Source organism: Leifsonia sp. McL0627, from assembly GCF_058244615.1.
On record NZ_JBZCGM010000006.1, the window covers coordinates 488,789 to 513,863 of the forward strand.

Genomic DNA, 25,075 nt, shown 5'->3' on the forward strand with positions numbered 1-25,075 from the left:
CAACCGCGGCTAGCGCAGGCGCTGCACCCACGCCTCGACGTCGTCGGCGGTGCGAGGGATGGCGATGGAGAGGTTCTCCGCGCCGTCGGCGGTGACCAGGATGTTGTCCTCGATCCGCACGCCGATGCCGCGGAACGCCTCCGGCACGGTGAGGTCGTCCGGCTGGAAGTACAGGCCGGGCTCGATCGTGAACGTCATGCCCGCTTCCAGAACGCCGTCGATGTAGAGCTCGCGGCGCGCCTGGGCGCAGTCGTGCACATCCAGGCCGAGGTGGTGGCTCGTGCCGTGCACCATGTAGCGACGGTGGTGCTGATTGTCGGCCTGCAGCGCTTCCTCGGCGGTGACCGGCAGCAGGCCCCACTCGGCGGTGCGCGTGGCGATGACCGCCATCGCCGTCGCGTGGATCTCACGGAACCGGATGCCGGGGCGCACGATCGCGAACGCCGCGTCCGCCGCCTCGCGCACTGCCTCGTAGACCAGGCGCTGCGTCTCGGTGAACGTGCCGTCGATCGGGAAGGTGCGGGTGATGTCGGCGGTGTAATAGCTGTCGACCTCCACCCCGGCGTCGAGAAGGATGAGGTCGCCCGGCACCACGGGGCCGTCGTTGCGCGTCCAGTGCAGGATGCACGCGTGCGGTCCGCTGGCGGCGATCGTGTCGTAGCCGACCGTGTTGCCGTCGGCGCGGGCGCGGCCGTTGAAGACGCCCTCGACCAGGCGCTCGCCCCGGGGATGCGCAGTGATGCGCTCCAGGTCGCCGATCACGTCGTCGAAGCCGCGGGCGGTCGCTGCGACGGCGGCGCGGAGCTCCGCCACCTCGTACGCGTCTTTGACGAGCCGCAGTTCGGAGAGGTCGCGCGCGAGCTGGTCGTCGCCGTCGTGCACCTCCGGGTCGTAGCCGGGGGCGGAGGAGTCGTCGCCCGCGAGCACCAGGCGGAGTGCATCCACGGTGTCGGTGAGTGCCGAGTCGGCCTCGCGCAGAACGAGGGTGTCCGCGTCGGTGGCGTCGAGGACGGCGTCGAGGTCGGCGATGCCGCGGGTCGGCAGGGCCAGGTCGGCGGCGACCTGGGCGAGCGACGGGCGCGGTCCGATCCAGAACTCGCCGATCTCCGGGTTGGCGTAGAACTCGTCGGAGTCGCGGCCTGCGCGCTCCCGGAAGAACAGGGTGGCGTCGTGTCCGGCGTCCGTCGGTTCCAGCACCAGGACGCTGCCGGGCTCGGAGTCGGAGCCCCAGCCGGTGAGGTGCGCGAACGCCGAGTGCGCGCGGAAGGCGTAGTCGGTGTCGTTCGACCGCTGCTTGAGCCGGCCGGCCGGGACGATCACGCGCTTTCCGCGATACAGCTCGGAGACGGCGGCGCGCCGGGCGGCGGCGAAGGACGCCTGCTCGCGCGCGGCGGGAAGGGTCTCCTCCCGGTCCGCCCAGCCGCTTCCGATGTACTCCTTGAACCCGTCCGACCCCGGTGTGGTCGACCGGTTGGACGTGGCGCGGGGCGCGGGGGCGGCGGTTGCGGGCTGAGACGGCTGCTGCGAGGACATGCCGACCATTCTTCCACTCCTAGGATGGAGTGCATGGCTGATGAGAGACGCTTCCGTGGTCCCATCGACCTGCACACCCACTCGTCCGTCTCCGACGGCACCGAGACACCGGCCGAGCTGGTGCGGGCCGCGGCGGTCGCAGGGCTCGGCACGGTCGCGCTCACCGACCACGACTCCACGGCCGGCTGGCTGGAGGCGGCGGAGGCAGGCCGGGAGGTCGGCGTCACCGTCATCCCCGGCATGGAGTTCAGCACGCGTATCGAGTTCGCGAGCGTCCACATGCTCGGCTACCTCTTCGATCCGGGGAATCCGGCGCTGGTCGCCGAGACGGCGCGGATCCGGCAGGGCAGGCTCGCCCGCGCGGAGGAGATGGTCACCCGCATCGCGGAGGACTACGACATCACGTGGGCCGACGTGATGGCGCAGGCGACGGAGGGTGCGACGGTCGGTCGTCCGCACATCGCCGACGCGCTCGTCGCACGCGGACTGGCCAGCGACCGCAGTGCGGCCTTCGCGGGCATCCTGCACTGGCGGGGCGGCTACTACCAGCCGCACTACGCGCCAGAACCGCTCACCGGCGTGCGGCTGATCCGCGAGGCGGGTGGCGTCCCGGTGCTCGCTCATCCGGCGACAGGGGGACGCGGCAGGGTCATCCCGGAGGACCGTCTTGCCCGGCTGGTGGATGCGGGCCTCTTCGGTCTGGAGATCGACCACCGCGAGAACACGGTCGACGGCAAGGTGCGGCTGCACGAGCTGGCGGCGAAGTTCGGCCTCGCCGTGACGGGGTCGAGCGACTATCACGGGGCAGGGAAACCGAACCGTTTGGGCGAGAACACGACCGATCCTGTGGTTCTTGACAGGATCATCGAAGAAGCGACAGGCGCGGCGCCCTTCTACGCCTCCTGAGGTTTTCTGCATAGCCTGGTCACGGTCCGGGGGAGTTTCCACCGAGAGCGAGGACATTGCGTGAGCCGACGAAGCTGGTCAGCGACGGTTGCGGCGACGGTGCTGGTCGCCGCCATCGTGACGGCGGGCGGTGCTGCGCCCGCCCTCGCAGACACCTCGTACCCGTCGTGGGACGACGTGCAGGCGGCCAAAGCGAACGCGGCGGCCAGCCAGGCGGAGGTCGACCGCATCAACGGCCTGCTCGCAACCCTGCAAACGTCCGCGAACGCCGCGGGCGACCTCGCCGTCAAGCGTTTGGGGGAGTACGGGCAGGCCGAGGCCGCCCTGCAGTCGGCGACGCAGAAGGCCGACGACCTCCACAGCAAGGCCGACGCCGCCACGGTCAAGGCCGCGTCACTGCGCGCGCAGAGCGGCAAGCTCGCCGAGCAGCTCACCCGTTCCGGCGGCTCGGAACTCTCGCTGCGGCTCTTCCTCACCGGCAACAGCTCGGTGAAGTCGACCCAGCTGCTCTACCAGCTCGGCGCGGTCAGCAAGCTGGCCGATCAGGCGAGCACCCTGTTCGCGCAGGCGACGGCGCAGAAGAACCTCGCAGCATCCCTCAGCCAGCAGGCGGCCGCAGCGCGCACGATCCGCGACCAGCTCGCGACCGCGGCGAAGACAGCACTCGACGCCGCGAAGGCCGCGAAAGAGGCCGCTGACGCCCAGCTCGCCGACCAAAAGCAGCACGCCACGACGCTTTATGCGCAACTCGCGACGCTCAAGAACACCGAGGCGTCCGTCGAGGAGAAGTACGCAGCGGGCGTGGCGGCCGCGGCGGCCGCCCAGCAAGCGGCGAACAATGGCGGCAGCGCCGACGGCGTCGCGCCGCCAGCTGGGATGAACGTCGACCCGGCCGCTGCGCAGGCGTACGCGTCGAGCCGGCTGAGCGCCTTCGGGTGGGGTCAGGACCAGATGGGGTGCCTCATCCGGCTGTGGGACCACGAGTCCGGATGGCGCGCCAACGCATACAACTCGTCGAGCGGAGCGTACGGCATTCCGCAAGCGTGGCCTGGCAGCAAGATGTCCTCGGCCGGCTCGGACTGGATGACGAACCAGAACACGCAGGTCAACTGGGGCCTCGACTACATCAACCGCGCGTACGGCTCCCCGTGCGCGGCGTGGAACTTCGAGATGAGCCACACCCCTAACTGGTACTGAAGAATCGAGTCCGACGTTCTTCCCGCAACACGCTGGCGTGTCGCGGGAAGAACGTCGGACTCGATAGTGGGGGTGCTGAGGGATCAGGCGGTGGGAGCCGTGGGGGCTCCGCCGCGCGAACGGCGGCGACGGCGGCGCGGGGCGCTGTTGCCGTCGTGGTGCTCTGCTCCGCCGCCGTCGTGGGTTCCTGAGGCGGGAACGTCGGACGAAGCGGTGGCGGAGGCCGGGGCGGTCTCGGCTGCGCCGGCTCCGCTCGGGCGTCCTCCGCGCGTGCGGCGGCGGCGCTGGCCGTCACCGGTGTCGCCGGAGCGCTGGCCGCCCTCGGAGCGCCCGCCCTCTGAACGACCACCCTCGGAGCGGCCGCTGTCCGAGCGTCCGCCGGAGCGCTGCGCGCTCTCGGTCTTCACGGCCGGGGTCGCCTTCAGGCGTCCCTTGGAGCCGGTCGGGATGTCGAGGTCGGAGAACAGGTGCGGCGACGACGAGTACGTCTCGGTCGGATCCGGCTGCCCGAACTCGAGCGCACGGTTGATGAGCGCCCACTTGTGCAGGTCTTCCCAGTCCACGAACGTGACGGCGATGCCGGTCTTGCCAGCGCGGCCGGTACGGCCCGCGCGGTGCAGGTAGGTCTTTTCGTCGTCCGGGATGGTGTGGTTGATCACGTGGGTGACGTCGTCGACGTCGATGCCGCGGGCGGCGACGTCCGTGGCGATCAGGATGTCTTTCTTGCCGGCCTTGAACGCGGCCATGGCGCGTTCGCGCTGCTCCTGGTTGAGGTCGCCGTGCACGGCGGCGGCGTTGAAGCCGCGGTCGTTCAGTTCCTCGACCAGCTTGGCGGCTGCACGCTTGGTGCGGGTGAAGACGACCGTCTTGCCACGCCCCTCGGCCTGCAGGATGCGGGCGACGACCTCGTCTTTGTCGAGCGAGTGCGCGCGGTAGATCAGGTGCTTGATGTTCGCCTGGATCTGGCCCTCGTCGGGGTCGGTCGCGCGGATGTGGATGGGGCGCGTCATGAAGCGGCGCGCCAGGGCGACGATCGGGCCGGGCATCGTCGCGGAGAACAGCATGGTGTGGCGCGTGGCCGGGGTCTGAGCGAACAGCTTCTCGATGTCGGCGAGGAAGCCGAGGTCGAGCATCTTGTCCGCCTCGTCGAGCACCATCTTGCGCACATTGGAGAGGTTCAGGAGGCGCTGGCCAGCGAGGTCGAGCAGACGGCCGGGCGTGCCGACGACGATTTGCGCGCCCGACTTGAGCTGGGCGATCTGGCCCTCGTACGCCTTGCCGCCGTAAATGGCGACGACCTCTGTGTCGCGGTTGGCCGCAGCCTGCGACAGGTCTTCGAAGACCTGGACGCACAGCTCGCGGGTCGGGACGACGACGAGCGCCTGCACGCCGGGCTCCGGGTGGAGGCCGAGACGCTGGATGATCGGGAGGCCGAAGCCGAAGGTCTTGCCGGTTCCCGTCTTGGCCTGGCCGATGATGTCCTGGCCGTCGAGGGCGAGCGGAATGGTCTGCGCCTGGATGGGGAACGGCTCGATGATGCCCTTGGCTGCGAGCGCGTCGACCATGTCCTGGTCGACCTTGAGATCTGAGAAAGTCACTGGTGAATATGCCTGTCGATCGTGAATGAAGGTCTACGCCTTGATCCTCGTTCGCAGGCGTAGGGCCGTCGATCCAGCGCCGACGGCATCCCAAGCCTACTGGACGTCCCCGTTACACTGCTGTACGTGGCATCCCTGTTCTCCCGACGCCGGCCCCCGGTCGAGCTTCCCCGTCTGACGCCGCGGAGCACGCCGACACAGGCGATCCGCATCGACCTGCACGAGGTGATGCCCGACCTGCTGCCGTATCTCGGCCAGGCCGCGTACCTGCAGCTGGAGGCGTTCCAAGCGCTGTCGCGCGTGGTCGGGGAGGTGGAGGACCTGTCCGCGAAGGAACTGGTGTCCTCCGCTGCCGGGCACGCGCTGTCCAAGCATCAGGGGGTCGTGGCCGAGATCCGCCGCCGCGGCGACGAACCCGCCGAGGTGATGAAGCCGTTCGCCGACGAGATCGACGGGTTCAGCGCGCTGACCACCGGCTCTGATTGGCGGGAGACGCTCCTCGCCGTGCTGGTGACGAGCGGTCTGCTCGACGACTTCTTCATCCGGCTGTCGGTCGGGCTGCCGGGCGATGTCGGCCCGCGCATCGGCCAGCTGCTCGGCTCCGACAACGGGCAGGACGGCATCCTGGAGGTGCTGCGCGACGAGATCGAGGCGGACCCTCAGTTGTCGTCGCGGCTCGCGCTGTGGGGGAGGCGGCTCGTCGGAGACACGCTCCTCGTGGCCCGCTCCGCCCTGCACCTGTCCGGCAACTCCGCCAAGGACGACGAGCGCATCGAGCCGATCTTCACCGAACTGATCGCCGCGCACACCCGCCGGATGGACGCCCTCGGATTGACGGCGTAAGCAGCACGTCACCGCTTAGCAGCACGACTAGCGCGCGACGGCGCCCTTGGTGAGCTCGGCGAGCAGGTGGTCGTCGCGGGAGGTGCGGACGCGGCCGATCACGAGGTCGGCGACGGCGACGATGACCGCCGTCCCGACGAGCGTGATCCACCAGATCCAGCCGCCGTTCCATTTGAGGCCCGCCCAGGTGAGGGCGACCCAGAGCACGCACGCGACCATCACGCCGAGCGCGGGCATGAGCACGGCGCCGTGCGTGTGGCGGTGCGGCAGGAAGTAGCGCGCTGCGAGGCCGATGATCGCCCCGCCGAGCGCGATGAAGAGCAGTTCCACGCTGGTGAACCTAGCCGACGAAGCCGATGCGGCGCGACTCGTCCGACCCGATCTCCACATAGGCGATGCCGGCGGTCGGGACGACGTACAGCTTGCCCTTGTCGTCTTTGAGACGGAGGAAGCCGGTGCCGCTCGTGAGCGCCGCCTCGACCTGCGATGCGATCTCCTCCGCCGTCTGCGACGACTCGAAGCTGAGCTCGCGAGGAGCGTTGACGATTCCGATGCGGATCTCCACGTGTGGTGCCTTTCGAATCTGACCGGCGGATGTGAGTTCAGACTACGACACGCAGCCACCGGCGCTGCGCAACGTTCTCTGTCGGCGGACGCCGGTACCGTTTCAGGCATGACGATCCGAGGTTTCCGACCGCGCCCCGAAGCGGAGCTCGCGCACGGGGACCGGGCGATCGTGACCCTCGACGACACGCAGTCCGCCGTGCTCTCGCTGCAGGACGGCGCGTCGGCCTCGATCATCGGGGCGCCGGGCACCGGCAAGACGACCACACTGGTCGAGGCGCTGGCCGAGCGGGTGCTGGAGCGCGGCTACGGCACGGGCGAGGTGCTCGCGCTGAGTGCATCCCGATCGGCGGCCACCCGGCTGCGCGACAGGATCGCGCTGCGGATCGGCGTCCCGACCAACGGGCCGCTGGCGAGGACGGCGACGTCCCTGGCGTTCCAGCTTGCGGGGGAGCGCGCGCGAGCGAACGCGCAGGAGCCTCCCCGGCTGCTCACCGGCGGCGAGCAGGACCAGATCATCGCCGAGCTCATCGACGGCCACCTCGAAGACGGAACGGGCCCGGTCTGGCCGGAGCCGCTCGTGGCCGAGGTCCGCACGCTGCGCGGGTTCCGCACCGAGCTGCGTGAGCTGATGGCGCGCTGCGTCGAGCTCGGGATCACGCCGAGCAGGCTGTCCGAGCTCGGGGCGATCACGGGGCACGACGAGTGGAGGGCCGCTGCCCGGTTCATCGGGGAGTACCAGCGCGTCGTCGACAGCTACCGGGGAACGTTCGTCGACTCGTCGGAGCTGATCGCCGAAGCCGTGTCCGTCGTGCGCGCCGGCAGCTCGCTCGACCGGTTGCGGGCGATCTTCGTCGACGATCTGCAGGAGGCGACGCTCGCCACCGTCTCGCTGCTGCGCGCGTTCGCCGCGCGCGGCGTGGCCGTGGTGGCCTTCGGCGACCCGGATGTCGCGTCCACGACCTTCCGCGGCGCGGAGGCGACGGCGCTCGGCCAGCTTCAGGCGCGGCTCGGCGTGCCCGTTTCCCGCTTCGTGCTCGGCACTGCGCACCGTCAGACGCCGGCGCTCCGCGACCTCACGACGCGCGTGACGGAGCGGATCGGCACGGCGGCGGCGGGAGTCCAGCGGCTCGCGGCGGCCGGTCGGGATGCGCCGGGCGGCGCGACCAGCGCCGACGATGCCGTTGGCGGCGTGGGCGCGGCCCAGGAAGTGGTGCGTATCGAGGCGTCCTCCGCCCCCGCCGAGGCCGCGCGGCTCTCGCGCAGACTCCGCGAACAGCACCTCCTGAACGGCGTGCCGTGGAACAGGATGGCCGTCGTCGTGCGCTCCGGCTCACACGTGCCAGGTCTCGCCAGGTCGCTCGCCGTCGCCGAGGTGCCGACGCGCACGAGCGTCGCCGGTCGTGCGCTCCGCGACGACTTCGCGGCAAGGCAGCTGATCAGCGTGGCCGGCGTCGAGCTCGGAGCGGTGGACCTCACTCCCGATGTCGCCACCGACCTGCTGCTCGGGCCGTTCGGCGGCCTCGACGGCATCAGCCTCCGCCGTCTGCGGCTCGCGCTCCGCCAGGAGGAGCTGGCCGGGGAGGGCAACCGTTCGGCGGACGACCTGCTCGTGGAGGCTCTGGGCGCGCCCGGCCGTTTCGCGACCATCGACTCCGCTCCCGCTCGCCGCGCATCCAGATTGGCGGAGACGATGGCGGCCGGGAAGGCGAAAGCGGCCGACGGCGCGACGATCGAAGAACTCCTCTGGCACGCCTGGGAGCGCAGCGGCCTCGCCAAGCGCTGGCTGGAGCAGTCGGAGCGCAGCGGCATCGTCGCAGACGAGGCCAACCGTCACCTCGACGGCGTGGTCGCCCTGTTCACGGCGGCCAGGCGGTTCGTGGAGCGGTATCCGGAGCGGCCGGCGTCCGACTTCGTGGTCGAGCTGCTCGGCGCCGAGGTCCCGGAGGACACCCTTGCGGCCCAGACGGCGGGGGAGGCTGTGCTGGTCTGCACCCCGAGCGCCACCATCGGCGCCGAGTTCGACATCGTCGCCGTCTCCGGGCTCCAGGAGAGCGTCTGGCCGAACCTGCGGCTGCGCGGCTCGCTGCTGCACCCGCAGAAACTCGCCGACGCGCTCGCGGGAATCACAGCGGACACGGTCGACGAACGAGCACAGGTGCTCGGCGACGAGCTCCGGATGTTCGCGCTCGCCGTGTCCCGCGCGCGCACGCAGGTCATCCTCACCGCGACGGCGAACGACGACGAGCAGCCGTCGCCGTTCCTCCGGCTGGCGGCCGACCTGGCATACGACGACACGGACGACTCTGTGCATCCCCTGTCGCTGCGCGGCATGGTCGGGCGGCTGCGGAGGCGTCTGGTCACCACCGGTGCCCCGGATGCGGCCGACGCGCTCGCGCGGCTGGCCGTCGCCGAGGTCGAGGGCGCAGCACCGGACGACTGGTACGGCCTGATCGCGCCGTCGACGGACGAGCCGCTGGTCGACCTGGACGATCCGGAGGCGGTGGTGCGGGTCTCGCCGTCGCGGCTGGAGACGTTCGAGAAGTCGCCGCTCGCCTGGTTCGTCGACGCGATGGCGTCCTCCCCGAGCGGGCTCGCGGCCGGGATCGGCACCGTCGTCCACGCGGTGATGGAGCAGGTCAGCACGGAGCCGGACGGCGACCTCAGCGTGGAGCGGGTCTGGCGCGGCGTCGAGGAGCGCTGGAACGAACTGCAGTTCGAGTCGCCGTGGCTGGAGGAGAAGGAGCGCAGGCGCACCAGGAAGCTCGCCGAGGGCGTCTCCGAATACCTGCGCGACTTCGAGCGCGCGGGAGGGACGCTGCTCGGCTCCGAGGGAGCCTTCGAGCTCGGCGTCGGCCGCGCGCTGATCCGCGGCACCATCGACCGCGTCGAACGCACAGAGGAAGGAACAGTCGTCATCGTCGACCTCAAGACAGGCAACACCGTCCCGAGCGCCGCGCAGGTGGCCGGTCACGCGCAACTCGGCGCGTACCAGCTGGCCATGGAGCACGGTGCAGTGGAGGCGGCGGGCGACGCGCCGTCCGGCGGCGCGAAACTGCTCTACGTCAGCAAGGGCGTGCGCGGCAAGGGTTACCGGGAGGTCGCGCAGGAGCGCGTCGACGACGACGGACTCGACCGGCTGAAGGCGCGCGTCGAAGAGGCTGCGACGGGCATGGCGGGCAACACCTTCGCCGGAGTCGTCGACCTCGGAGACCGCGACCCGCACGCGAAGTACGAGTACCGCATCCACCTGGTGCCGGCGGTCAGCTCATGAACGAGGAGACCGGCGACGGCCTGCTGGAGTGGGGAGCGGAGGAGACGACGCTCGACTTCGTGGAGCAGGCGTTCACGCTCGCCCAGGACGAGCATCCACGACCGGCGCGCCGGATCAGTGCGGTGGAGATCGCGGAGGCGCTCGGCCTGCCGAGCCCGACGCTGCAGCAGCAAGCGGTGATCGAGGCCCCGCTCGAACCCGCGATCGTGGTGGCGGGGGCGGGCAGCGGCAAGACGGAGACGATGGCCAACCGGGTGGTCTGGCTGCTCGCCAACGGGCACGTCAGGGTGCCGGAGATCCTGGGGCTGACGTTCACGCGCAAGGCAGCGGGCGAGCTGGCCCTGCGGATCAGGAAGCGCATCGAGCAGCTGGTGGCCTCCGGCATCACCGACATCGAGTTCGATCCGTTCGATGCCCCGGAGGTGGCGACGTACAACGCGTTCGCCAACGCGATCTTCCGCGAGAACGCGCTGCTGATCGGGCGAGAGCCGGAGTCGGCGGTGCTCAGTGAGGCGTCGGCGTGGCAGCTCGCCCGCCGGCTCGTCGTCACGAGCACGGACGACCGGCTGGTCGAGCTGGAGAAGAGCGTGGACACGGTGACGTCCGCCGTCATCTCGCTGAGCCGCGCGCTCAGCGAGAACGTGGTCGATGCGGCCGACGTGGAGCGCATGACCGAGCGTTTCCAGACGATCGCCGAGCTCCCGACCGGCAGCGGCAGGGTCAAGGAACTGTACGCCTCCGTGCGCGCGGCCATCTCCGTCGTCGGCGCGCTGCCTCCGCTGCTGGACCTCGCCGGACAGTTCGCGGCCGAGAAGGTGCGTCGCGGGTTCGTCGAGTACTCCGATCAGGTCGCCCTCGCGCTGCGGGTCAGCGAGCGGGTGTCGTCGGTCGCCGACGACTACCGCGCCCGGTACCGGGTCGTCCTGCTCGACGAGTACCAGGACACCTCCGTGGTGCAGACCCGCCTGCTCTCCGGCCTGTTCGGCGGGCAGGCCGTAATGGCGGTCGGCGATCCGCACCAGTCGATCTACGGCTGGCGTGGAGCGAGCGCGGCCAACCTCGGCCGGTTCTCCCTCGACTTCACCGGAACGCGCGACGGCGCCGCCGAGTACGCGCTGAGCACGAGCTGGCGCAACCCGACGAGTGTGCTCGACGCGGCGAACGCACTGGTCGCCCCGCTGACCGCCCGCTCTCCCGTGCACGTCGAGCAGCTGCAACCGCGGCCCGGCGCGCAGGAGGGCGAGCTGCTCGCGGTGTTCGAGCAGACCGTCGCCGACGAGGCGGAGGCCGTCGCGGCCTGGCTGGCGGCGCGGCTGTCCACCCGGGATGAGCGGGGCGCCGTTCCGAGCGCCGCCATGCTCTGCCGGTCGCTCAAGAAGATCGACGTGTTCACCGCGGCCCTCTCGCGCAGGAACATCCCGTATCACGTGCTCGGTCTCGGCGGCCTGCTGGAGCAGCCCGTGATCGCCGACCTGGTGAGCGCGATGCGGGTCATGCACGACCCGACGGCCGGGTCGGAACTCATCCGGCTGCTCACCGGAGCGCGCTGGCGCATCGGCCCGAAAGACATCGCCGCCCTGCGGAACGTCGCCTCCTGGCTGGCCGCCCGCGACCACCGGTTCCAGGAGCTCGACCCGGAGGTGCGCAGGCGCATGAGGCAGTCGGTGGCGGGCGACGAGACCGCCTCGCTCGTCGACGCCCTCGACTTCGTGGTCGAGGCGAAGGAGGGCCACTCGCAGCTCTCCGCGTTCAGCGAGGATGGCCTCCACCGGATGCGCGCCGCCGGACGCCAGCTCGACCACCTGCGGTCGCGGGTCGGCCTCGACCTGCTCGACCTGGTGACGCTCGTGCCGCAGGAGCTGCTGCTCGACATCGAGGTCGCCGCGAACGAGACGGCCCAGCTCGGGCAGGCCAGCCTGGACGCCTTCGCCGAGCAGGTCTCCTCCTACCTCGCCAGCGACGACCAGGCGACCCTCGGGTCGTTCCTGGCCTGGCTCGCAGAGGCAGAGCGCCGCGACAACCTGGCGCCGCGCAGTGAGGAGCCGGAGCCAGGCACGGTGCAGATCCTGACCATCCACGGGTCGAAGGGCCTGGAGTGGGACATCGTCTCGGTGCCGCGGATGGTCGACGGCGAACTGCCAGGCGCTCCGCAGAGCAAACGCGGCTGGTTCGAGTTCGGCGCGCTGCCGTACGAGTTCCGCGGCGACGCTACCGAGCTGCCCGTCCTCGCCTGGCGCACCGCCGAGACCCAGAAAGACGTGGACGAGTCGATGACGGCCTTCGAGGAGGAGATCGTCGCCCGGCACGCCGCCGAGCAGCGGAGGCTGGTCTACGTCGCCGTCACCCGGGCGAAGGAGCACCTGCTGCTCTCCGGGTCGTACTGGTCCACCCAGAAGAAGCCGAGGGGGCCGGGGGCGTACCTGCTCGAACTGCAGGCGGCCGGCCTCGTGCCGGACGACGCGTTCCCCGACTGCGACGAGCCGGACGAGAACCCGTTCGCGCTCGACGCGCAGACCGTGCTGTGGCCGCTCGACCCGCTTGGTGCGCGGCACGACAGGGTGCACGCGGCGGCCGCCGCGGTCCAGACCGCGATCGAGCGCGGGCCGGGAGACGGCGGTGTGTACGCCGACGACCTCGACCTGCTGCTCGCCGAGCGCGCCCGCCGCGCGAGCGACGCCGGGCTGGTCGAACTGCCGACGCGCATCCCGGCCTCCCGGTTCAAGGACTACGTGAGCGACCCGGCGTCCGTCGCCGCCGCCCTCCGCCGACCGATGCCCGAGCGGCCGTACCGGCAGACCCGCCTCGGAACGCTGTTCCACGGCTGGGTGGAGCAGCGCTACGGCACGCTCGCCGGAGCGGCCGACGTGATCGACGCCGCCGCGAACGAGCTGGACGACCCGGCAGGGGAACAGCTGGAGGCGGAGCAGCTGGCCGAGCTGCAGCGCACTTTCGCGGCCAGCGAATGGGCAGGACGGAAACCGGACGAGGTGGAGATCGAGATCCACGTCACCCTCGCCGGGCAGGTCGTCGTCTGCAAACTGGATGCGGTCTACCCGGCCGACGACGGCGTGCACAGCCACCAGATCGTCGACTGGAAGACCGGCAAGGCGCCGCGCGACGCCGCCGACCTCGAACGCAAGCAGTTGCAGCTCGCGCTCTACCGGCTGGCGTACGCGCAGTACGCCGGGGTCGACCCGGAGAGGATCGACGCCGTGTTCTACTTCGTGGCGGACGACGAGGTCATCCGCCCGGAGCGCCTCTACTCGGCGGAGGAGTTGCGGTCGCTCTGGTCGTCGTCGACGGGCTTCATGCCTCCGGCGTGACCGTACGCGTCCGAGTTCCGGTCGCCGGGGGTGCGGTCGAGCATCGCCTCGACATCGTCGATGGCGAGGATCGGCCCAGTCGCGGTCGACAGCGGGGTGACGGCGTTGCTGTGCACCCTGTCGACCAGGCCGTCGAGCATCTGCACGGCGTCGTCCACGATGCGCTGGTCGCGGACTTCGCGGCCGTGCAGCAGCCAGCGGGCGACCTCCAGCTCCGCGTAGAGCATGGCGCGCTGGGTGAACTGCCGGTCGGTCGCCACCTGGCGGGTGGACGCGTACGCGCCGAGCGCACCCTCCGTCGCCTCCGGGTTCATCGCGAGCAGCCAGTGCAGGTCGCGTGCTGGATCGCCGACGCGGAGCGCCGACCAGCCGAGCACGGCGAGGACGGTGTCGTCCTCGACCAGGAAGGAGTCGGCGGTGAGTGCGCCGTTGACGACGGTCGGCTGGAACTGCCAGAGCGACTGGTCGGCCGACGCGTCGCGCCAGCGGTCGCGCAGGGCCGACGGCAGCAGCCCGGTGGAGGCGGCGGACTCGATCAGCGCGGTGGTCGACGTGTGGCACTCCGCGGCGCTCAGGACGGGAAGTCCCGCCTCGCCGACAAAGTTCGTCGGAAGCGTGTGGATGGCCGCGATGGCGTGCCCGATGGATCCGGCGAGCCCGTCGCCCGGCGGGATGTCGTCCACGTCGATGTGATGGCCGGGCAGGAAACCGTAGACGATCGCGCGGGTGCCGCCGACCGGCGCCTGGCCGAGATAGGTCGGAACGTCGAACGGGAGGCGGCTGCGGATGCCGGTCGTGAGCGCTCGCAGGGCCACCAGGTCGGCGCTCTGCTCGGTCTCCGCCGCCTGGGACGCGGGGACTCTGATGACCGAGGTGGCGCCGTCCCGTCCGTTCAGGAGGGCGGCGTCGAACTCGCCTGCGCCGCCGAGGCTGTAGCTGCGGGCACCGGAGACCTCGAGCCCCGGCACGGCCGAAGTGGCCAGCGCGGCTAGAGTGAGATGGGATCTGGCCATGCGCCAAGGTTAATCGGACTTCCCCGCGTGAGACGTTCGCCACGCCCCGAAAGGACCTCGATGTCGCCCATCCCACTCGATTCGCTGCCGCTCTCGCGTCACGCCGTCGACCGCGACCACGTGTCACGATCGCGCCCTGCGCTGTTCGACGAGCTCTGGGAGGAGCCGTCGACGCGCGTGCTGGCGTTGTGGAAGGGCCGCGCACTGCTCACCGAGCAGAGCGTGGCCGCCGCGACGCCCACCGCGGACGGCTGGGGTGCATCCGGTGCTGGAGCTGCCGCGCTCGACCTGCTGCCGGTCGAGCGGGTCACCTCGGCGCTGGTCAGGGTCTACCTCGGCCGCACGCTGGTCGCGACAGCTGCCGAGCCGGTGGGAACGGCCGTCGTGCTCGAAGTGCTTACGGACGCCGCCGCGCAGGAGCTCGAACCGGATGAGGACCGCTGGGGCAACCTCCGCACCGTCGCGACCGCGCTGACCGACCGGGATGCCGGGCTCTTCACCGAAGCGCTCGCCATCGCCAACTGGCACGCGTCGCACACGCACTGCCCGCGCTGCGGCACCCCGACGGTCGTCGAACAGGCCGGCTGGGTCCGGCATTGCTTCGAGGACGGCTCCGAGGTCTTCCCGCGCACCGACCCCGCCGTGATCGTCACCGTGCTGGACGCGGAGGACCGGCTGCTGCTCGGCTCGAACGCCATGTGGGAGAACTCCCGGTATTCGCTGCTCGCCGGGTTCGTTGAGCCGGGGGAGTCATTCGAGTCCGCCGTGCAGCGCGAGATCTTCGAGGAGGCGGGCATCCGGGTCGTCGACCCGCAGTACAGGGGATCGCAGCCCTGGCCGTTCCCCGCCTCCGTGATGGTCGGCTTCACCGCGCGGCTCGCCGACGACCAGTCCCCGGATGCGCTCGCCCCGGACGGCGAGGAGATCCTCGACCTGCGCTGGTTCAGCCGCACCGAGCTGTGGGAGGCGCGCGAGCAGGTCATCCTTCCCGGCCGGTCGTCCATCGCCCGCGCGCTGATCGAGGCGTGGTACGGGGGTTCCCTGGACGACGCCCCGGCGGCGGACGAGGCCCCGGTGGCGGGCGAGGCCCCGGCGGCGACGTGAACCCGGACACTCTCCTCGACGGTCTGGATGCGCAACAGCGGGTCGCCGCGGAGGCCCTGCTCGGGCCGGTGTGCATCCTGGCGGGTGCAGGCACGGGCAAGACGCGCGCTATCACGCACCGCATCGCATACGGGGTCGCCTCCGGTGCGTACGCGCCGAACAGGGTCATGGCGCTCACCTTCACCAACCGCGCTGCGGCCGAACTCCGCGGACGCCTCCGGCAGCTCGGTGCGGGCGGGGTCGCTGCGCGCACCTTCCACGCCGCGGCGCTCTCTCAGCTCAACTTCTTCTGGCCGCAGGTCGTCGGAGGCCAGCTCCCGAGCGTTCTCGACGGCAAGGGGCGGGTGCTCGGGCACGCGGCGGAGCGTCTCGGGCTCAAGGTGGACACCGCGACACTGCGCGATGTGGCAGCCGAGGTCGAGTGGCGCAAGGTGTCCGGCCTGACCATCGAACAGTATGCGGCGACGGTCACCACCCGCACGGTGCCGGGCAACCTGACGGCCGACCAGCTCGTCCTGATGCTGCAGACCTACGAAGACCTCAAAGACGAGCGCAAGCAGATCGACTTCGAGGACGTGCTCCTGGTCTGCGCCGGCATGATCGAGATCGAACCGGCCGTGGCGATGCAGGTGCGCGAGCAGTACCGCTTCTTCGTCGTCGACGAGTACCAGGACGTCTCCCCGCTGCAGCAGCAGCTCCTCGACCTGTGGCTCGGCGGCCGGCGCGACGTGTGCGTCGTCGGAGACGCCAGCCAGACCATCTATTCGTTCGCCGGGGCGCGCAGTGAGTATCTGCTCGATTTCGAGCGGGCGCATCCCGGTGCGACGGTGGTGCGGCTGGAGCAGAACTACCGGTCGACGCCCCCGGTGGTGGAGGCGGCGAACCGGCTCATGCGCGGCCGGACCGGTGCGCTGACCCTGCACTCGGCGGCTGTCACGGGAACGACCGCCGCCGGGACCGACGCCGGAACCGCCGCCGCCGAGCCGCCGACCGGCATCCCCGCGCCGTCCTCCTATGAGAACGACAGGGACGAAGCACGCGGCGTCGCGCAGAAGATCGCCGCGGAGCTCGCCGGGGGAGCGAAGCCGGAGGACATCGCGATCCTGTACCGGGTGAACGTGCAGGCCGCCGCCATCGAGCAGGCGCTCGGCGATCTCGGCATCAGCTACCAGATCCGCGGCTCGAAACGGTTCTTCGACCTCCCGGAGGTGCGCCAGGCGATCATGTCGCTGCGCGCGGCCAGCGTTGCCATCGGTGACGAGCCGCTGTTCAAGTCGGTCAGCGACGTGCTGCGTTCGCTGGGCTGGAGCCAGGACCCGCCAGAAGCGCGCGGCGCCGTCCGCGACCGCTGGGAGTCGCTGAACGCCATCATGGGGCTCGTCGACACGATGCCGCCCGGCACCTCGTTCCGTCGGTTCACCGACGAGCTGCTGACCCGCCAGGCCGGTCAGCACGAGCCGACGCTGTCGACCGTCACCCTCGCAACCCTGCACTCGGCGAAGGGCCTGGAGTGGGAGTCGGTGTACCTCGTCGGTCTCAGCGAGGGTCTCGTGCCGATCAGCTACGCGAAGAGCTTCGAGCAGATCGACGAGGAGCGCCGCCTGCTCTACGTCGGCATCACCAGAGCACGCAGCGGTCTGCGGCTCAGCTGGTCGCAGACCGGCCAGTACGCCGGTCGGTCCTCGGTGCGTCAGCCGTCGCGGTTCCTCGCGGAGATGGCGCCGCCAGCCCTCGCGTCCCGCTGAGGTTCGGAACGGGGGTCGGAACAGCGGGCCGGCACAGCGAGGCACCCGCACTCAGGATGCGGTTCCCACGTCTGCGCGGTCCGTTCCCCTGTCGTGTACGCGATGGTCACACTCGACCCGGTGAGTGCGTTGCCCCCGCCCACCAGGTCGAGCACCGCGTAGGCCGCGACGCTCGCGGTGGTGGCGGCGACGAGCGGCGTCTCGCGCCGGGCGTCCCTCGTGTGCAGCTGGCTCGCCATCGCGGGCCACGCCGGGTCTGCGTCGACCAGCCACCGGTCGACGCAGCCGACGCACGGTCCGGCTCCGGGTCGCGCGAGTGGCCCGACCCGCACGCCGTCGTCGCCGAACACCACCGCCAGATGCGGCACGTCCCTGCTCAGCCAGCGCCGGTGCCGCTCCGGCTCGATCGCGAACGCCCCGACGATCACGGAGGCTGCGGCGACGTCGACCACCGGGTCGGCCCAGGTGAGCCCGCTCCGCACCTCCACGCCTGCCGCGCCCAACATCTCGGCCAGGCGCGCAGCCGTCTGCCCCGACCCGTCGAGTATGACAACGGGCCGCATGCGCTGGTCGTCGTCCGGCGCAGGGTCGGCCGGCGGTGCGAGCACCGGCGCGATCCGTTCGAGCAGCCGTTCGACGGCTCCGGAGTCGGCGCGCGCCCTCCGTGCGACCATCTGCAGCCCGGGCATCGTCACCCCGGCGTCGAGCGCGACGAGCATCCGCTCCTCGGCGTTGGTCACATCGTCGAGCGTCAGGATCGCCGTGTCCACGCCGAACTGCAGCATGCTGGGCGACCGCCACACCCGGTGGATGCGCGGATCGAGTGCGTAGACCATCCCGGCATCATGCCGTAGATCGCCGCGGCCCGCAGAAGTTATCCACAGGCCGGCGCTGTCGGTCACAGGACGTGCGCGCCCGTCTTCCTCCACCGCTTCCGGAGCCCGTTCAGGCCGCGGGTGGTCGGGCGCTCCACGATCGCGTAGATCACGCACGAGGCGGTCACCGCCACGCCGACCGCCAGCGTCACGCTCAACCAGCCGAAGCGCGCTCCCGTGAACCCGGCGATCGCGAGTGCCGCCGGCACCATCGGCGCGACCAGCGGATGCGAGAGGTAGAGCGAGTACGACGCGTCGCCGAGCCAGGTCAGCCAGCGCGGGATGAACGGGGAGATCCAGTTCTCGAACAGCACAGCGAGGAGGAGGACGCCGACGATGACCACCCAGGTGATGAGCTTGCCGAGGTCGCCGGAGGCGTATGGGCCGACGAACTCGACGACGGACCAGACGGCGAGGATCAGGGCGCCCCAGAGCAGCGCCTGCCGGGTGTTGCGCGTGCGCGTCCAGCGGGCGATGACCATCCCGGCCAGGAAGAACAGCACGATCGGGTCGAAGTAGAACGCCCAGGCCGGCCAGTCCGGGCCGCGGAGGATGTTGGCGAGGGCGACGACGGTCAGGACGATGCCGCAGAAGCGGATCGCGTCGACCCTGAGTGCGATGGCGATGCTGACCAGCGCGTAGAAGGCCATCTCGAAGATCAGCGTCCAGCCGACCGCGAACAACGGTTGCACGTCCCCGTCGATGTTGCGCGACGGCAGGAACGCATAGGAGAGCACCGTCGTGTCCCAGCGGAGCGCGGCGTGCATCACCAGCGACGGCACGGCGACAAGGGTGATGAGTTTGATCGTGGTGACGATCCAGTAGAGCGGCGCGATCCGGATGGCGCGGCGCAGCGCGAAGTCCGCCCAGTCGCGCCCGCCCTTGCCATCGGCGGTGAGGAGCATCACGAAACCGCTGATGCCGAAGAAGAGCATGACGCCGAGGCCGCCTTGGTACCAGACGCCCATCGACGGGTCGAGCCGTTCCGAGGTGTAGTACATCGAGTGCGTAATGACCACCAGGGCAGCGGCGACGAAGCGCAGAGCCTGGACGCCGCGGTAGGTCTGTCGGGTGGCGCCGCTCGTCGAGGGGTCTCTGCGTGAGCGTGCGGTGCGGCGGAGGGGCGGGTCTGACGGGGAGCGGGTGATCGTAGACATATCAGGAAACATAATAGATATAAATACTGTGTGATTTCCATAACTGTCCCGCAAACACGAAGAAGCGCCGCACCCCGAAGGGTGCGGCGCTGATGCCGGGCGGTGAGGACTACTCCTCGGTCGGGCGCTCCGTGTCGCCGCGCAGCAGGTCTTCGAGGGCCTGGTCGATGGCGTCGCGCTCCGGCTCCTGCCCGCTGGCCGTGGCCGTCAGACGGGCGACCAGCGCAGCGGGGTCGTCGAGGTCGGTGGACTGGGGGAGCAGGTCGGGGTGCGACCACAGGTCGTCCCTGGCCTCCTGACCGACCGCGTCGGTGACGGCCTGCCACATGGCGGCGGCGTCGCGCAGGCGTCGCGGGCGCAGTTCGAGGCCGACGAGCGTGGCGAACGCCGACTCGGCAGGGCCACCGGAGGCGCGGCGGCGGCGAACCATCTCGGCGATGGCGTCGGCCTTCGGCAGAAGCCGGGTCGCGTTGGCCGTGACGACGTCGACCCAGCCTTCGACGAGCGCGAGCACCGTCTCCAGACGTGCGAGCGCCTCCTGCTGCTCCTCGGTCTTCGGCGGGATGAGCGCCCCACTGACCATGGCCTCGCGGAGCTCCTCCGGGTTGGACGGGTCGAAGCCCTCCGCGAGCTCTTCGAGCCGGTCGGTGTCGATGGTGATGCCCTTGGCGAACGCGGTGATCTGGGTGATCAGCTGCAGGCGCAGCCACTTGGCGTGACGGAACAGCCTGGCGTGGGCCAGTTCGCGCACTGCGAGGTAGAGCTGCACCTGGTCGGCGGGGATGTCGAGGCCGTCGCCGAACTCGGCGACGTTCTGGGGAAGCAGTGCCGCCTGGCCGTCCGCCATCAGCGGGATGCCGATGTCGCCCCCGGAGACGACCTCCTTGGCGAGCTGGCCGACCACCTGGCCGAGCTGCATCGCGAACAGGGCGCCCCCGACGCTGCGCATGATCTGCCCGGCGTTGGCGAGCATCCCTTGCATCTCCTCCGGAGCCTGCTCGGTGAGGACACGGGTGAGCGCGTCCGAGATGCTGAGGGCGACCGGCTCCGCGAGCTGCGTCCAGAGCGGCATGGTCTGGCGGGCCCACTCTGCGCGGCCGATCAGCTGCGGGGGACTGGTGAGCTCGGAGACGGTCGTGACCTGGTCGAGCCAGAGCGCGGCGACGTTGAACGCCTGGTCGAGGGTGGCGCGCTCCGCCGGCGTGACGGCGTGGGCGCCCTCCGAGGCGAGGGTGCGCGCCTGGTCGAGCGCGAGGTCCCAGTTGATGCCGCCGTCCGTGTTGCGCATGGCGTTCTGCAGCTGGCCGATCAGGGCCTGGATGCTCGCTGGATCGTTCGGCAGTCCTGCGGCTCCTGCGAGTTGGCTCGGGTCGATGGACGCGTTGCCGGAGAGCATCTCACGAAGCAGGCGGGCGAGTTCGTCGTCCGGTTCCTTGTTGGGATCGTCGGCCATCGTTACGCCTCTTTCGTGTGGTCCGGCTTTCAGGCTTGGAATCTACGCTAGACCGTGAAGGACGGCGCAGGGTGAGAATTGGCCTAGGCTCGGGCTCTGGATGTGCGCCCGTGGCGAACAGACGAGCGACCACCCGGTGCGACACACGAAAGGGACATGCGTGAGCCTCTTCACCGACGACGACGGGCAGCCGCCAGCGGAGCAGCCCCCCACCCGCGTCGCACCGCCGAAGCGGGTGATCGTCGGCTGGGTGGCCGTCGCGGTCGCCGTCGCGCTCACCCTCGTCCTCGCCGTCGCGCCCGCGCCGTACGTGATCGAGCAGCCTGGGCCGGTGTTCAACACGCTCGGACAGGACCAGCCGGTCGGCGCGGAGCCGAGCGACAATGCGAAACCGCTCATCAGCATCCCCGGCCAGAAGACATACCCGACGTCGGGCTCCCTCGACCTGCTCACCGTCTCCGTCGTCGGCAACCCGGATCAGCGTCCCAGCTGGTTCGACATCATCTCCGCCTGGTTCCAGCCGAGCAAGGCCGTGCTTCCCGTCGATGCCGTCTTCCCTCCCGGCACCACGACGGAGCAGTCGAACGCCGAGAACGCCGCCCTCATGGTCAACTCGCAACAGGATGCGGTCGCCGCTGCGCTCAACCACCTCGGCTACGACTTCCCCCAGGCTGTCGCGGTCAAGCAGATCATCAAGGGCACCCCCGCTGCGGACGTCCTCAAAGTCGACGACGAGATCACCAGCGTGAACGGCGAGAAGGTCCCCGGCGTCGCGACGCTTCGCACGCTGATCAGCAAGAACGGCACCGGCAAGGCCGCCGAGATCGGCATCGTCCGCGACGGCGCCGCCTCCACCGTGTCGATCACTCCCGTGAAGTCCGCCGGCCAGACGGTCCTCGGCATCGGCGCAGGGATGGATTACACCTTCCCCTTCGACGTGAAGATCCAGCTCGACAACGTCGGAGGGCCGAGCGCGGGCCAGATGTTCGCCCTCGGGATCATGGACCAGCTCACCCCCGGCTACCTCAACGGCGGCAAGAAGATCGCTGGAACGGGGACGATCGACAACGAGGGCAACATCGGGCCGATCGGCGGTATCCGGCAGAAGATGTACGCGGCGCGCGACACCGGGGGAGCCTCGTATTTCTTCGCTCCGGCATCGAACTGCGACGAGGTGACCGGCCACATCCCGTCCGGGCTCCACGTCTTCGCGGTGAAGACGCTCGACGACTCCCTGGCCGCGCTGAAGGCGATCAGCTCAGGCGGCAGCACCTCCGGCCTGCCGACCTGCCCGGCGTCCTGATGCTGGATGCCTTCATAGCGCTTACATAGGCTTCGAACCCTGAGAACTCTGACACGGCAATCTCCAAGCGAGCGACGCCTAGGATGGGTCTCTGACCTTGCCACGCGAGAGCAATGAGGGCCATTCGTGAGTTCAACAGCAGCCGTCCGACCACCTGGGCGCCGTCGTGCGGCGATCTGGATCACCCTGGGTGTGATCGTCGCACTGGTGATCGCGTTCTTCGTCTTCGCCGGACTGTACGCAGACATCCTGTGGTATCAGCAGCTCGGGTTCCTCAACGTGCTCACCACGCAGTGGTTCGGCGCGATCACGATGTTCTTCATCGGGTTCCTCGGCATGGCGCTGCCGCTCTGGCTCGCCATCCAGCTCGCATACCGGCTCCGGCCTGTGTACGCCAAGCTGAACTCGCAGCTCGACAGGTATCAGCAGGTCGTCGAGCCGCTGCGCCGTCTCGCGATGTACGGCATCCCGATCGTCTTCGGCATCTTCGCCGGCGTCTCGGCGGGCAGCCGCTGGCAGACAGCGGCCATGTGGATCAACGGCACGGCGTACGGCAAGACCGACCCCCTGTTCCACCTGGACATCGGGTTCTACATGTTCGCCCTCCCGTTCTATCGGAGCGCCGTCGGCTTCGCGTCGGCCGTCGTGCTGATCGCCCTGCTGGCGACCCTCGCCACCTGCTACCTCTACGGGTCCATCAGGGTGAACGGCCGTGAGGTGCGCATCTCGAAGGCCGCCCGCGTCCAGATCTCCATCATCTCTGCGCTCTACCTGCTGCTGCAGGGCGTGAGCATCTGGCTCGACCGGTATGCCACGGTCACCGACTCCAACGTCAACGGCATGATCAACGGCGCCGCGTACACCGACGTGAACGCCACCATCCCCGGCCGAGCCATCCTCGCGGGAGCCGCGGTCTTCGTCGCTCTGCTCTTCGTTCTCACGGCGTTCATCGGCCGCTGGCGGTTCCCGGTGGTCGGCACGGCGCTGCTCATCGTGGCGGCGCTCGTGGTCGGCGCGATCTACCCGTGGGTGGTCCAGCGCTTCCAGGTCGAACCGAGCCAGAAGACGCTCGAGACGCCATACGTGCAAGACGGCATCGACGCGACCAGGGATGCGTACGGCCTGAGCAACATCGACGTCATCCCGTACAACGCCACGACCGACGTCGAGCAGGGCCAGCTGAGGCAGGATGCGCAGACCACCGCGCAGATCCGCATCATCGACCCGGCCGTGGTCAGCCCGTCGTTCCGTCAGCTGGAGCAGTTCCGCCAGTACTACGCGTTCCCGAACAACCTCGCCGTCGACCGCTACGACATCAACGGCAAGGAGCAGGACGCCGTGGTCGCCGTGCGCGAGCTGCAGCAGTCCGGCCTGACCAGCGCCCGCAACTGGTACAACGACACGATCGTCTACACCCACGGCTACGGCCTGGTCGCCGCATACGGCAACAAGCGCTCGTCAGACGGTCAGCCGGTGTTCCTCGAGTCCGGGATCCCGAGCCAGGGGTCGCTCGGCACGTACGAGCCGCGCATCTACTTCGGCCAGCAGTCGCCGACATACTCGATCGTCGGCGGCCCGAAGGGCGGCAAGAACGTCGAGCTCGACTACCCGGGAGGTTCGGGAGACGCGCAGCAGACGTACACGACGTTCGCCGGCAACGGCGGTCCCAAGCTCGACAACATCTTCAAGCGGCTCGTCTACGCGCTGAAGTTCCAGGATGAGCAGATCGTCCTGTCCGACGCCGTCAACAACAACTCGCAGATCCTCTACGACCGTGACCCGATCAAGCGGGTGCAGAAGGTCGCGCCGTACCTGACGCTCGACTCGCAGGCATACCCGACCGTCGTGGACGGCCGCGTCAAGTGGGTCATCGACGGATACACGACGAGCGACCAGTACCCCTACTCGCACGTCGGCAGCCTGAGCGACGCCATCGCGGACACCGAGACGCCGAAGCCGGCATACGCCTTCGACGACATCAACTACATCCGCAACTCGGTCAAGGCGACCGTCGACGCGTACGACGGCTCCGTGACCCTCTACGCCTGGGACGCGAAAGACCCGGTGCTGAAGACGTGGGAGAAGGTCTACCCGGCCACGGTCAAGCCGATGAGCGACATGAGCGCGCAGCTCCTCAGCCACGTGCGCTACCCGGCCGACATGTTCAAGGTGCAGCGCTCCGTGCTCGGTCAGTACCACGTGACAGACGCCGGTTCGTTCTACTCGCGGGAGGACGCGTGGACGACGCCGAACGACCCCGTTTCGTCTCCGACAGATCCGACGCTGCAACCGCCGTACTACCTGACGATGCAGATGCCGGGCCAGACCGCTCCGTCGTTCTCGCTGTACACCACCTTCATACCCCAGGCATCCAGCGAGTCGAGCAGATCCGTCCTCAAGGGCTATCTGGCGGTCGACTCCGACGCCGGTTCGACCAAGGGCAAAGTCTCTTCCGCCTACGGCAAGTTGAGACTTTTGACCCTGCCATCGAGCGATACGGTGCCAGGGCCTGGACAGGTGCAGAACACCTTCAACTCGGATCCGACGGTCTCGGCGCAGCTCAACCTGCTGAGACAGGGCAAAACGGATGTGATCAACGGCAACCTGCTGACGCTTCCGGTGGGCGGTGGTCTGCTCTACGTGCAGCCGGTCTACGTCAAGTCGACGGGTGAGACCAGCTACCCGCTGCTGCAGAAGGTGCTGGTGGCGTTCGGAGACAAGATCGCGTTCGAGGACACCCTCGATCAGGCGCTCGACTCGTTGTTCGGGGGTGACTCCGGTGCGACGGCCGGCGACAACAACGTCCCGCAGACCGGGGGAGGCACGAGTACTCCGAGCCCGGGCACCACGGGAACGCCGACGCCGACGAACAATGCGGCGCTGCAGCAGGCGCTCGCGCAGGCCAAGCAGGCACTCTCCGACCGGGCGACGGCCCTGAAGGCCGGCGACTGGACCGCATACGGCCAGGCCGACGCACGACTGCAGCAGGCGCTGCAGGACGCACTCGCGGCCGAGGGGACGACGGCCACCAAGTAGTCCGATCCTCGACAGGGCGGGGCCCGCATCCACTGGATGCGGGCCCCGCCCTTTTGTCGGGCGTTCCGGTGTATGTTCACCCGCCGTACAAAGTGCGAGAACTCTGGAACCGCGCGCTGCCCGGTATTCCGCGACACGCCGCCCGTGACCC

Annotated in this window: 17 protein-coding genes; 9 read left to right on the top strand and 8 right to left on the bottom strand. The window is 69.9% G+C overall.

Translation table 11 applies throughout. The features are described 5' to 3' along the window. Positions 1-9: 9 nt before the first annotated feature. Entirely contained in the window at positions 10-1,533 is a 1,524-nt protein-coding gene (locus AC37TH_RS18335; RefSeq protein ID WP_490765775.1) for an aminopeptidase P family protein, read from the bottom strand. 33 nt (positions 1,534-1,566) lie between these two features. On the opposite strand from AC37TH_RS18335, the gene AC37TH_RS18340 reads away from it, so the two are divergent. Next, positions 1,567-2,439: a PHP domain-containing protein gene (locus tag AC37TH_RS18340; protein ID WP_490765776.1), complete on the top strand. Its 873-nt coding sequence runs from the start codon at positions 1,567-1,569 to the stop codon at positions 2,437-2,439. Positions 2,440-2,499: 60 nt separating this feature from the next. Next, complete coding sequence (locus tag AC37TH_RS18345; protein WP_490765777.1) at positions 2,500-3,636, top strand: aggregation-promoting factor C-terminal-like domain-containing protein; 1,137 nt, start codon at positions 2,500-2,502, stop codon at positions 3,634-3,636. Positions 3,637-3,719: 83 nt separating this feature from the next. Here the strand turns inward: AC37TH_RS18345 and AC37TH_RS18350 are convergent, their stop codons facing one another. Continuing rightward, positions 3,720-5,234, bottom strand: a complete 1,515-nt coding sequence (locus AC37TH_RS18350; protein ID WP_490765778.1) for a DEAD/DEAH box helicase — start codon at positions 5,232-5,234, stop codon at positions 3,720-3,722. A 126-nt stretch (positions 5,235-5,360) separates the two neighbouring features. On the opposite strand from AC37TH_RS18350, the gene AC37TH_RS18355 reads away from it, so the two are divergent. Beyond that, positions 5,361-6,077: a ferritin-like fold-containing protein gene (locus AC37TH_RS18355; RefSeq protein WP_490765779.1), complete on the top strand. Its 717-nt coding sequence runs from the start codon at positions 5,361-5,363 to the stop codon at positions 6,075-6,077. Positions 6,078-6,104: 27 nt separating this feature from the next. Here AC37TH_RS18355 and AC37TH_RS18360 read toward each other — a convergent pair whose 3' ends face one another. Next, positions 6,105-6,407, bottom strand: a complete 303-nt coding sequence (locus AC37TH_RS18360) for a hypothetical protein (protein WP_490765780.1) — start codon at positions 6,405-6,407, stop codon at positions 6,105-6,107. A 10-nt stretch (positions 6,408-6,417) separates the two neighbouring features. Further along, positions 6,418-6,642 (bottom strand): DUF3107 domain-containing protein, encoded by a 225-nt coding sequence (locus tag AC37TH_RS18365; RefSeq protein WP_490765781.1) that lies wholly within the window; start codon positions 6,640-6,642, stop codon positions 6,418-6,420. A 108-nt stretch (positions 6,643-6,750) separates the two neighbouring features. Between AC37TH_RS18365 and AC37TH_RS18370 the strand changes: the two genes are divergently transcribed. After that, complete coding sequence (locus AC37TH_RS18370) at positions 6,751-9,915, top strand: ATP-dependent helicase (protein WP_490765782.1); 3,165 nt, start codon at positions 6,751-6,753, stop codon at positions 9,913-9,915. Continuing rightward, positions 9,912-13,238, top strand: coding sequence for an ATP-dependent helicase (locus AC37TH_RS18375; RefSeq protein WP_490765783.1), 3,327 nt, complete (start codon positions 9,912-9,914; stop codon positions 13,236-13,238). The genes AC37TH_RS18370 and AC37TH_RS18375 overlap by 4 nt, the downstream gene beginning before the upstream one ends. Here AC37TH_RS18375 and AC37TH_RS18380 read toward each other — a convergent pair. Next, the gene (locus AC37TH_RS18380) at positions 13,175-14,251 is read right to left on the bottom strand and encodes a phosphotransferase (protein ID WP_490765784.1); all 1,077 of its coding nucleotides are present in this window, start codon (positions 14,249-14,251) and stop codon (positions 13,175-13,177) included. The two genes, AC37TH_RS18375 and AC37TH_RS18380, sit on opposite strands and share 64 nt — an antisense overlap. A gap of 60 nt (positions 14,252-14,311) precedes the next feature. Between AC37TH_RS18380 and nudC the strand changes: the two genes are divergently transcribed. Continuing rightward, positions 14,312-15,355: an NAD(+) diphosphatase gene (gene nudC, locus AC37TH_RS18385; protein WP_490765785.1), complete on the top strand. Its 1,044-nt coding sequence runs from the start codon at positions 14,312-14,314 to the stop codon at positions 15,353-15,355. Further along, the gene (locus tag AC37TH_RS18390; RefSeq protein WP_490765786.1) at positions 15,352-17,100 is read left to right on the top strand and encodes an ATP-dependent helicase; all 1,749 of its coding nucleotides are present in this window, start codon (positions 15,352-15,354) and stop codon (positions 17,098-17,100) included. Before nudC ends, AC37TH_RS18390 begins: the two co-directional genes overlap by 4 nt. Here the strand turns inward: AC37TH_RS18390 and AC37TH_RS18395 are convergent. The 3 genes from AC37TH_RS18395 to AC37TH_RS18405 form a co-directional block, all read right to left on the bottom strand. Then, positions 17,046-17,936 carry a TOMM precursor leader peptide-binding protein gene (locus AC37TH_RS18395; RefSeq protein ID WP_490765787.1) on the bottom strand — a complete coding sequence of 297 codons (891 nt, stop codon included), beginning with the start codon at positions 17,934-17,936 and terminating at the stop codon, positions 17,046-17,048. The genes AC37TH_RS18390 and AC37TH_RS18395 overlap by 55 nt on opposite strands. A 62-nt stretch (positions 17,937-17,998) precedes the next feature. Continuing rightward, positions 17,999-19,132 carry an acyltransferase family protein gene (locus AC37TH_RS18400; RefSeq protein ID WP_490765788.1) on the bottom strand — a complete coding sequence of 378 codons (1,134 nt, stop codon included), beginning with the start codon at positions 19,130-19,132 and terminating at the stop codon, positions 17,999-18,001. Between the two features lie 109 nt (positions 19,133-19,241). After that, complete coding sequence (locus AC37TH_RS18405) at positions 19,242-20,585, bottom strand: zinc-dependent metalloprotease (RefSeq protein ID WP_490765789.1); 1,344 nt, start codon at positions 20,583-20,585, stop codon at positions 19,242-19,244. 160 nt (positions 20,586-20,745) lie between these two features. Here AC37TH_RS18405 and AC37TH_RS18410 point away from each other — a divergent pair, with 160 nt between their 5' ends. Further along, positions 20,746-21,888 (top strand): YlbL family protein, encoded by a 1,143-nt coding sequence (locus AC37TH_RS18410; protein WP_490765790.1) that lies wholly within the window; start codon positions 20,746-20,748, stop codon positions 21,886-21,888. Between the two features lie 126 nt (positions 21,889-22,014). Next, positions 22,015-24,924: a UPF0182 family membrane protein gene (locus tag AC37TH_RS18415; RefSeq protein ID WP_490765791.1), complete on the top strand. Its 2,910-nt coding sequence runs from the start codon at positions 22,015-22,017 to the stop codon at positions 24,922-24,924. Positions 24,925-25,075 lie beyond the last annotated feature (151 nt).

Excerpts from the sequence above, each read along its gene's own strand:
- AC37TH_RS18335 (WP_490765775.1), bottom strand. The coding sequence starts at position 1,533 with ATGTCCTCGCAGCAGCCGTCTCAGCCCGCAACCGCCGCCCCCGCGCCC.
- AC37TH_RS18340 (WP_490765776.1), top strand. The coding sequence starts at position 1,567 with ATGGCTGATGAGAGACGCTTCCGTGGTCCCATCGACCTGCACACCCAC.
- AC37TH_RS18370 (WP_490765782.1), top strand. The coding sequence starts at position 6,751 with ATGACGATCCGAGGTTTCCGACCGCGCCCCGAAGCGGAGCTCGCGCAC.
- AC37TH_RS18375 (WP_490765783.1), top strand. The coding sequence starts at position 9,912 with ATGAACGAGGAGACCGGCGACGGCCTGCTGGAGTGGGGAGCGGAGGAG.
- AC37TH_RS18380 (WP_490765784.1), bottom strand. The coding sequence starts at position 14,251 with ATGGCCAGATCCCATCTCACTCTAGCCGCGCTGGCCACTTCGGCCGTG.
- nudC (WP_490765785.1), top strand. The coding sequence starts at position 14,312 with ATGTCGCCCATCCCACTCGATTCGCTGCCGCTCTCGCGTCACGCCGTC.
- AC37TH_RS18395 (WP_490765787.1), bottom strand. The coding sequence starts at position 17,936 with ATGGTCTACGCACTCGATCCGCGCATCCACCGGGTGTGGCGGTCGCCC.
- AC37TH_RS18400 (WP_490765788.1), bottom strand. The coding sequence starts at position 19,132 with ATGTCTACGATCACCCGCTCCCCGTCAGACCCGCCCCTCCGCCGCACC.
- AC37TH_RS18405 (WP_490765789.1), bottom strand. The coding sequence starts at position 20,585 with ATGGCCGACGATCCCAACAAGGAACCGGACGACGAACTCGCCCGCCTG.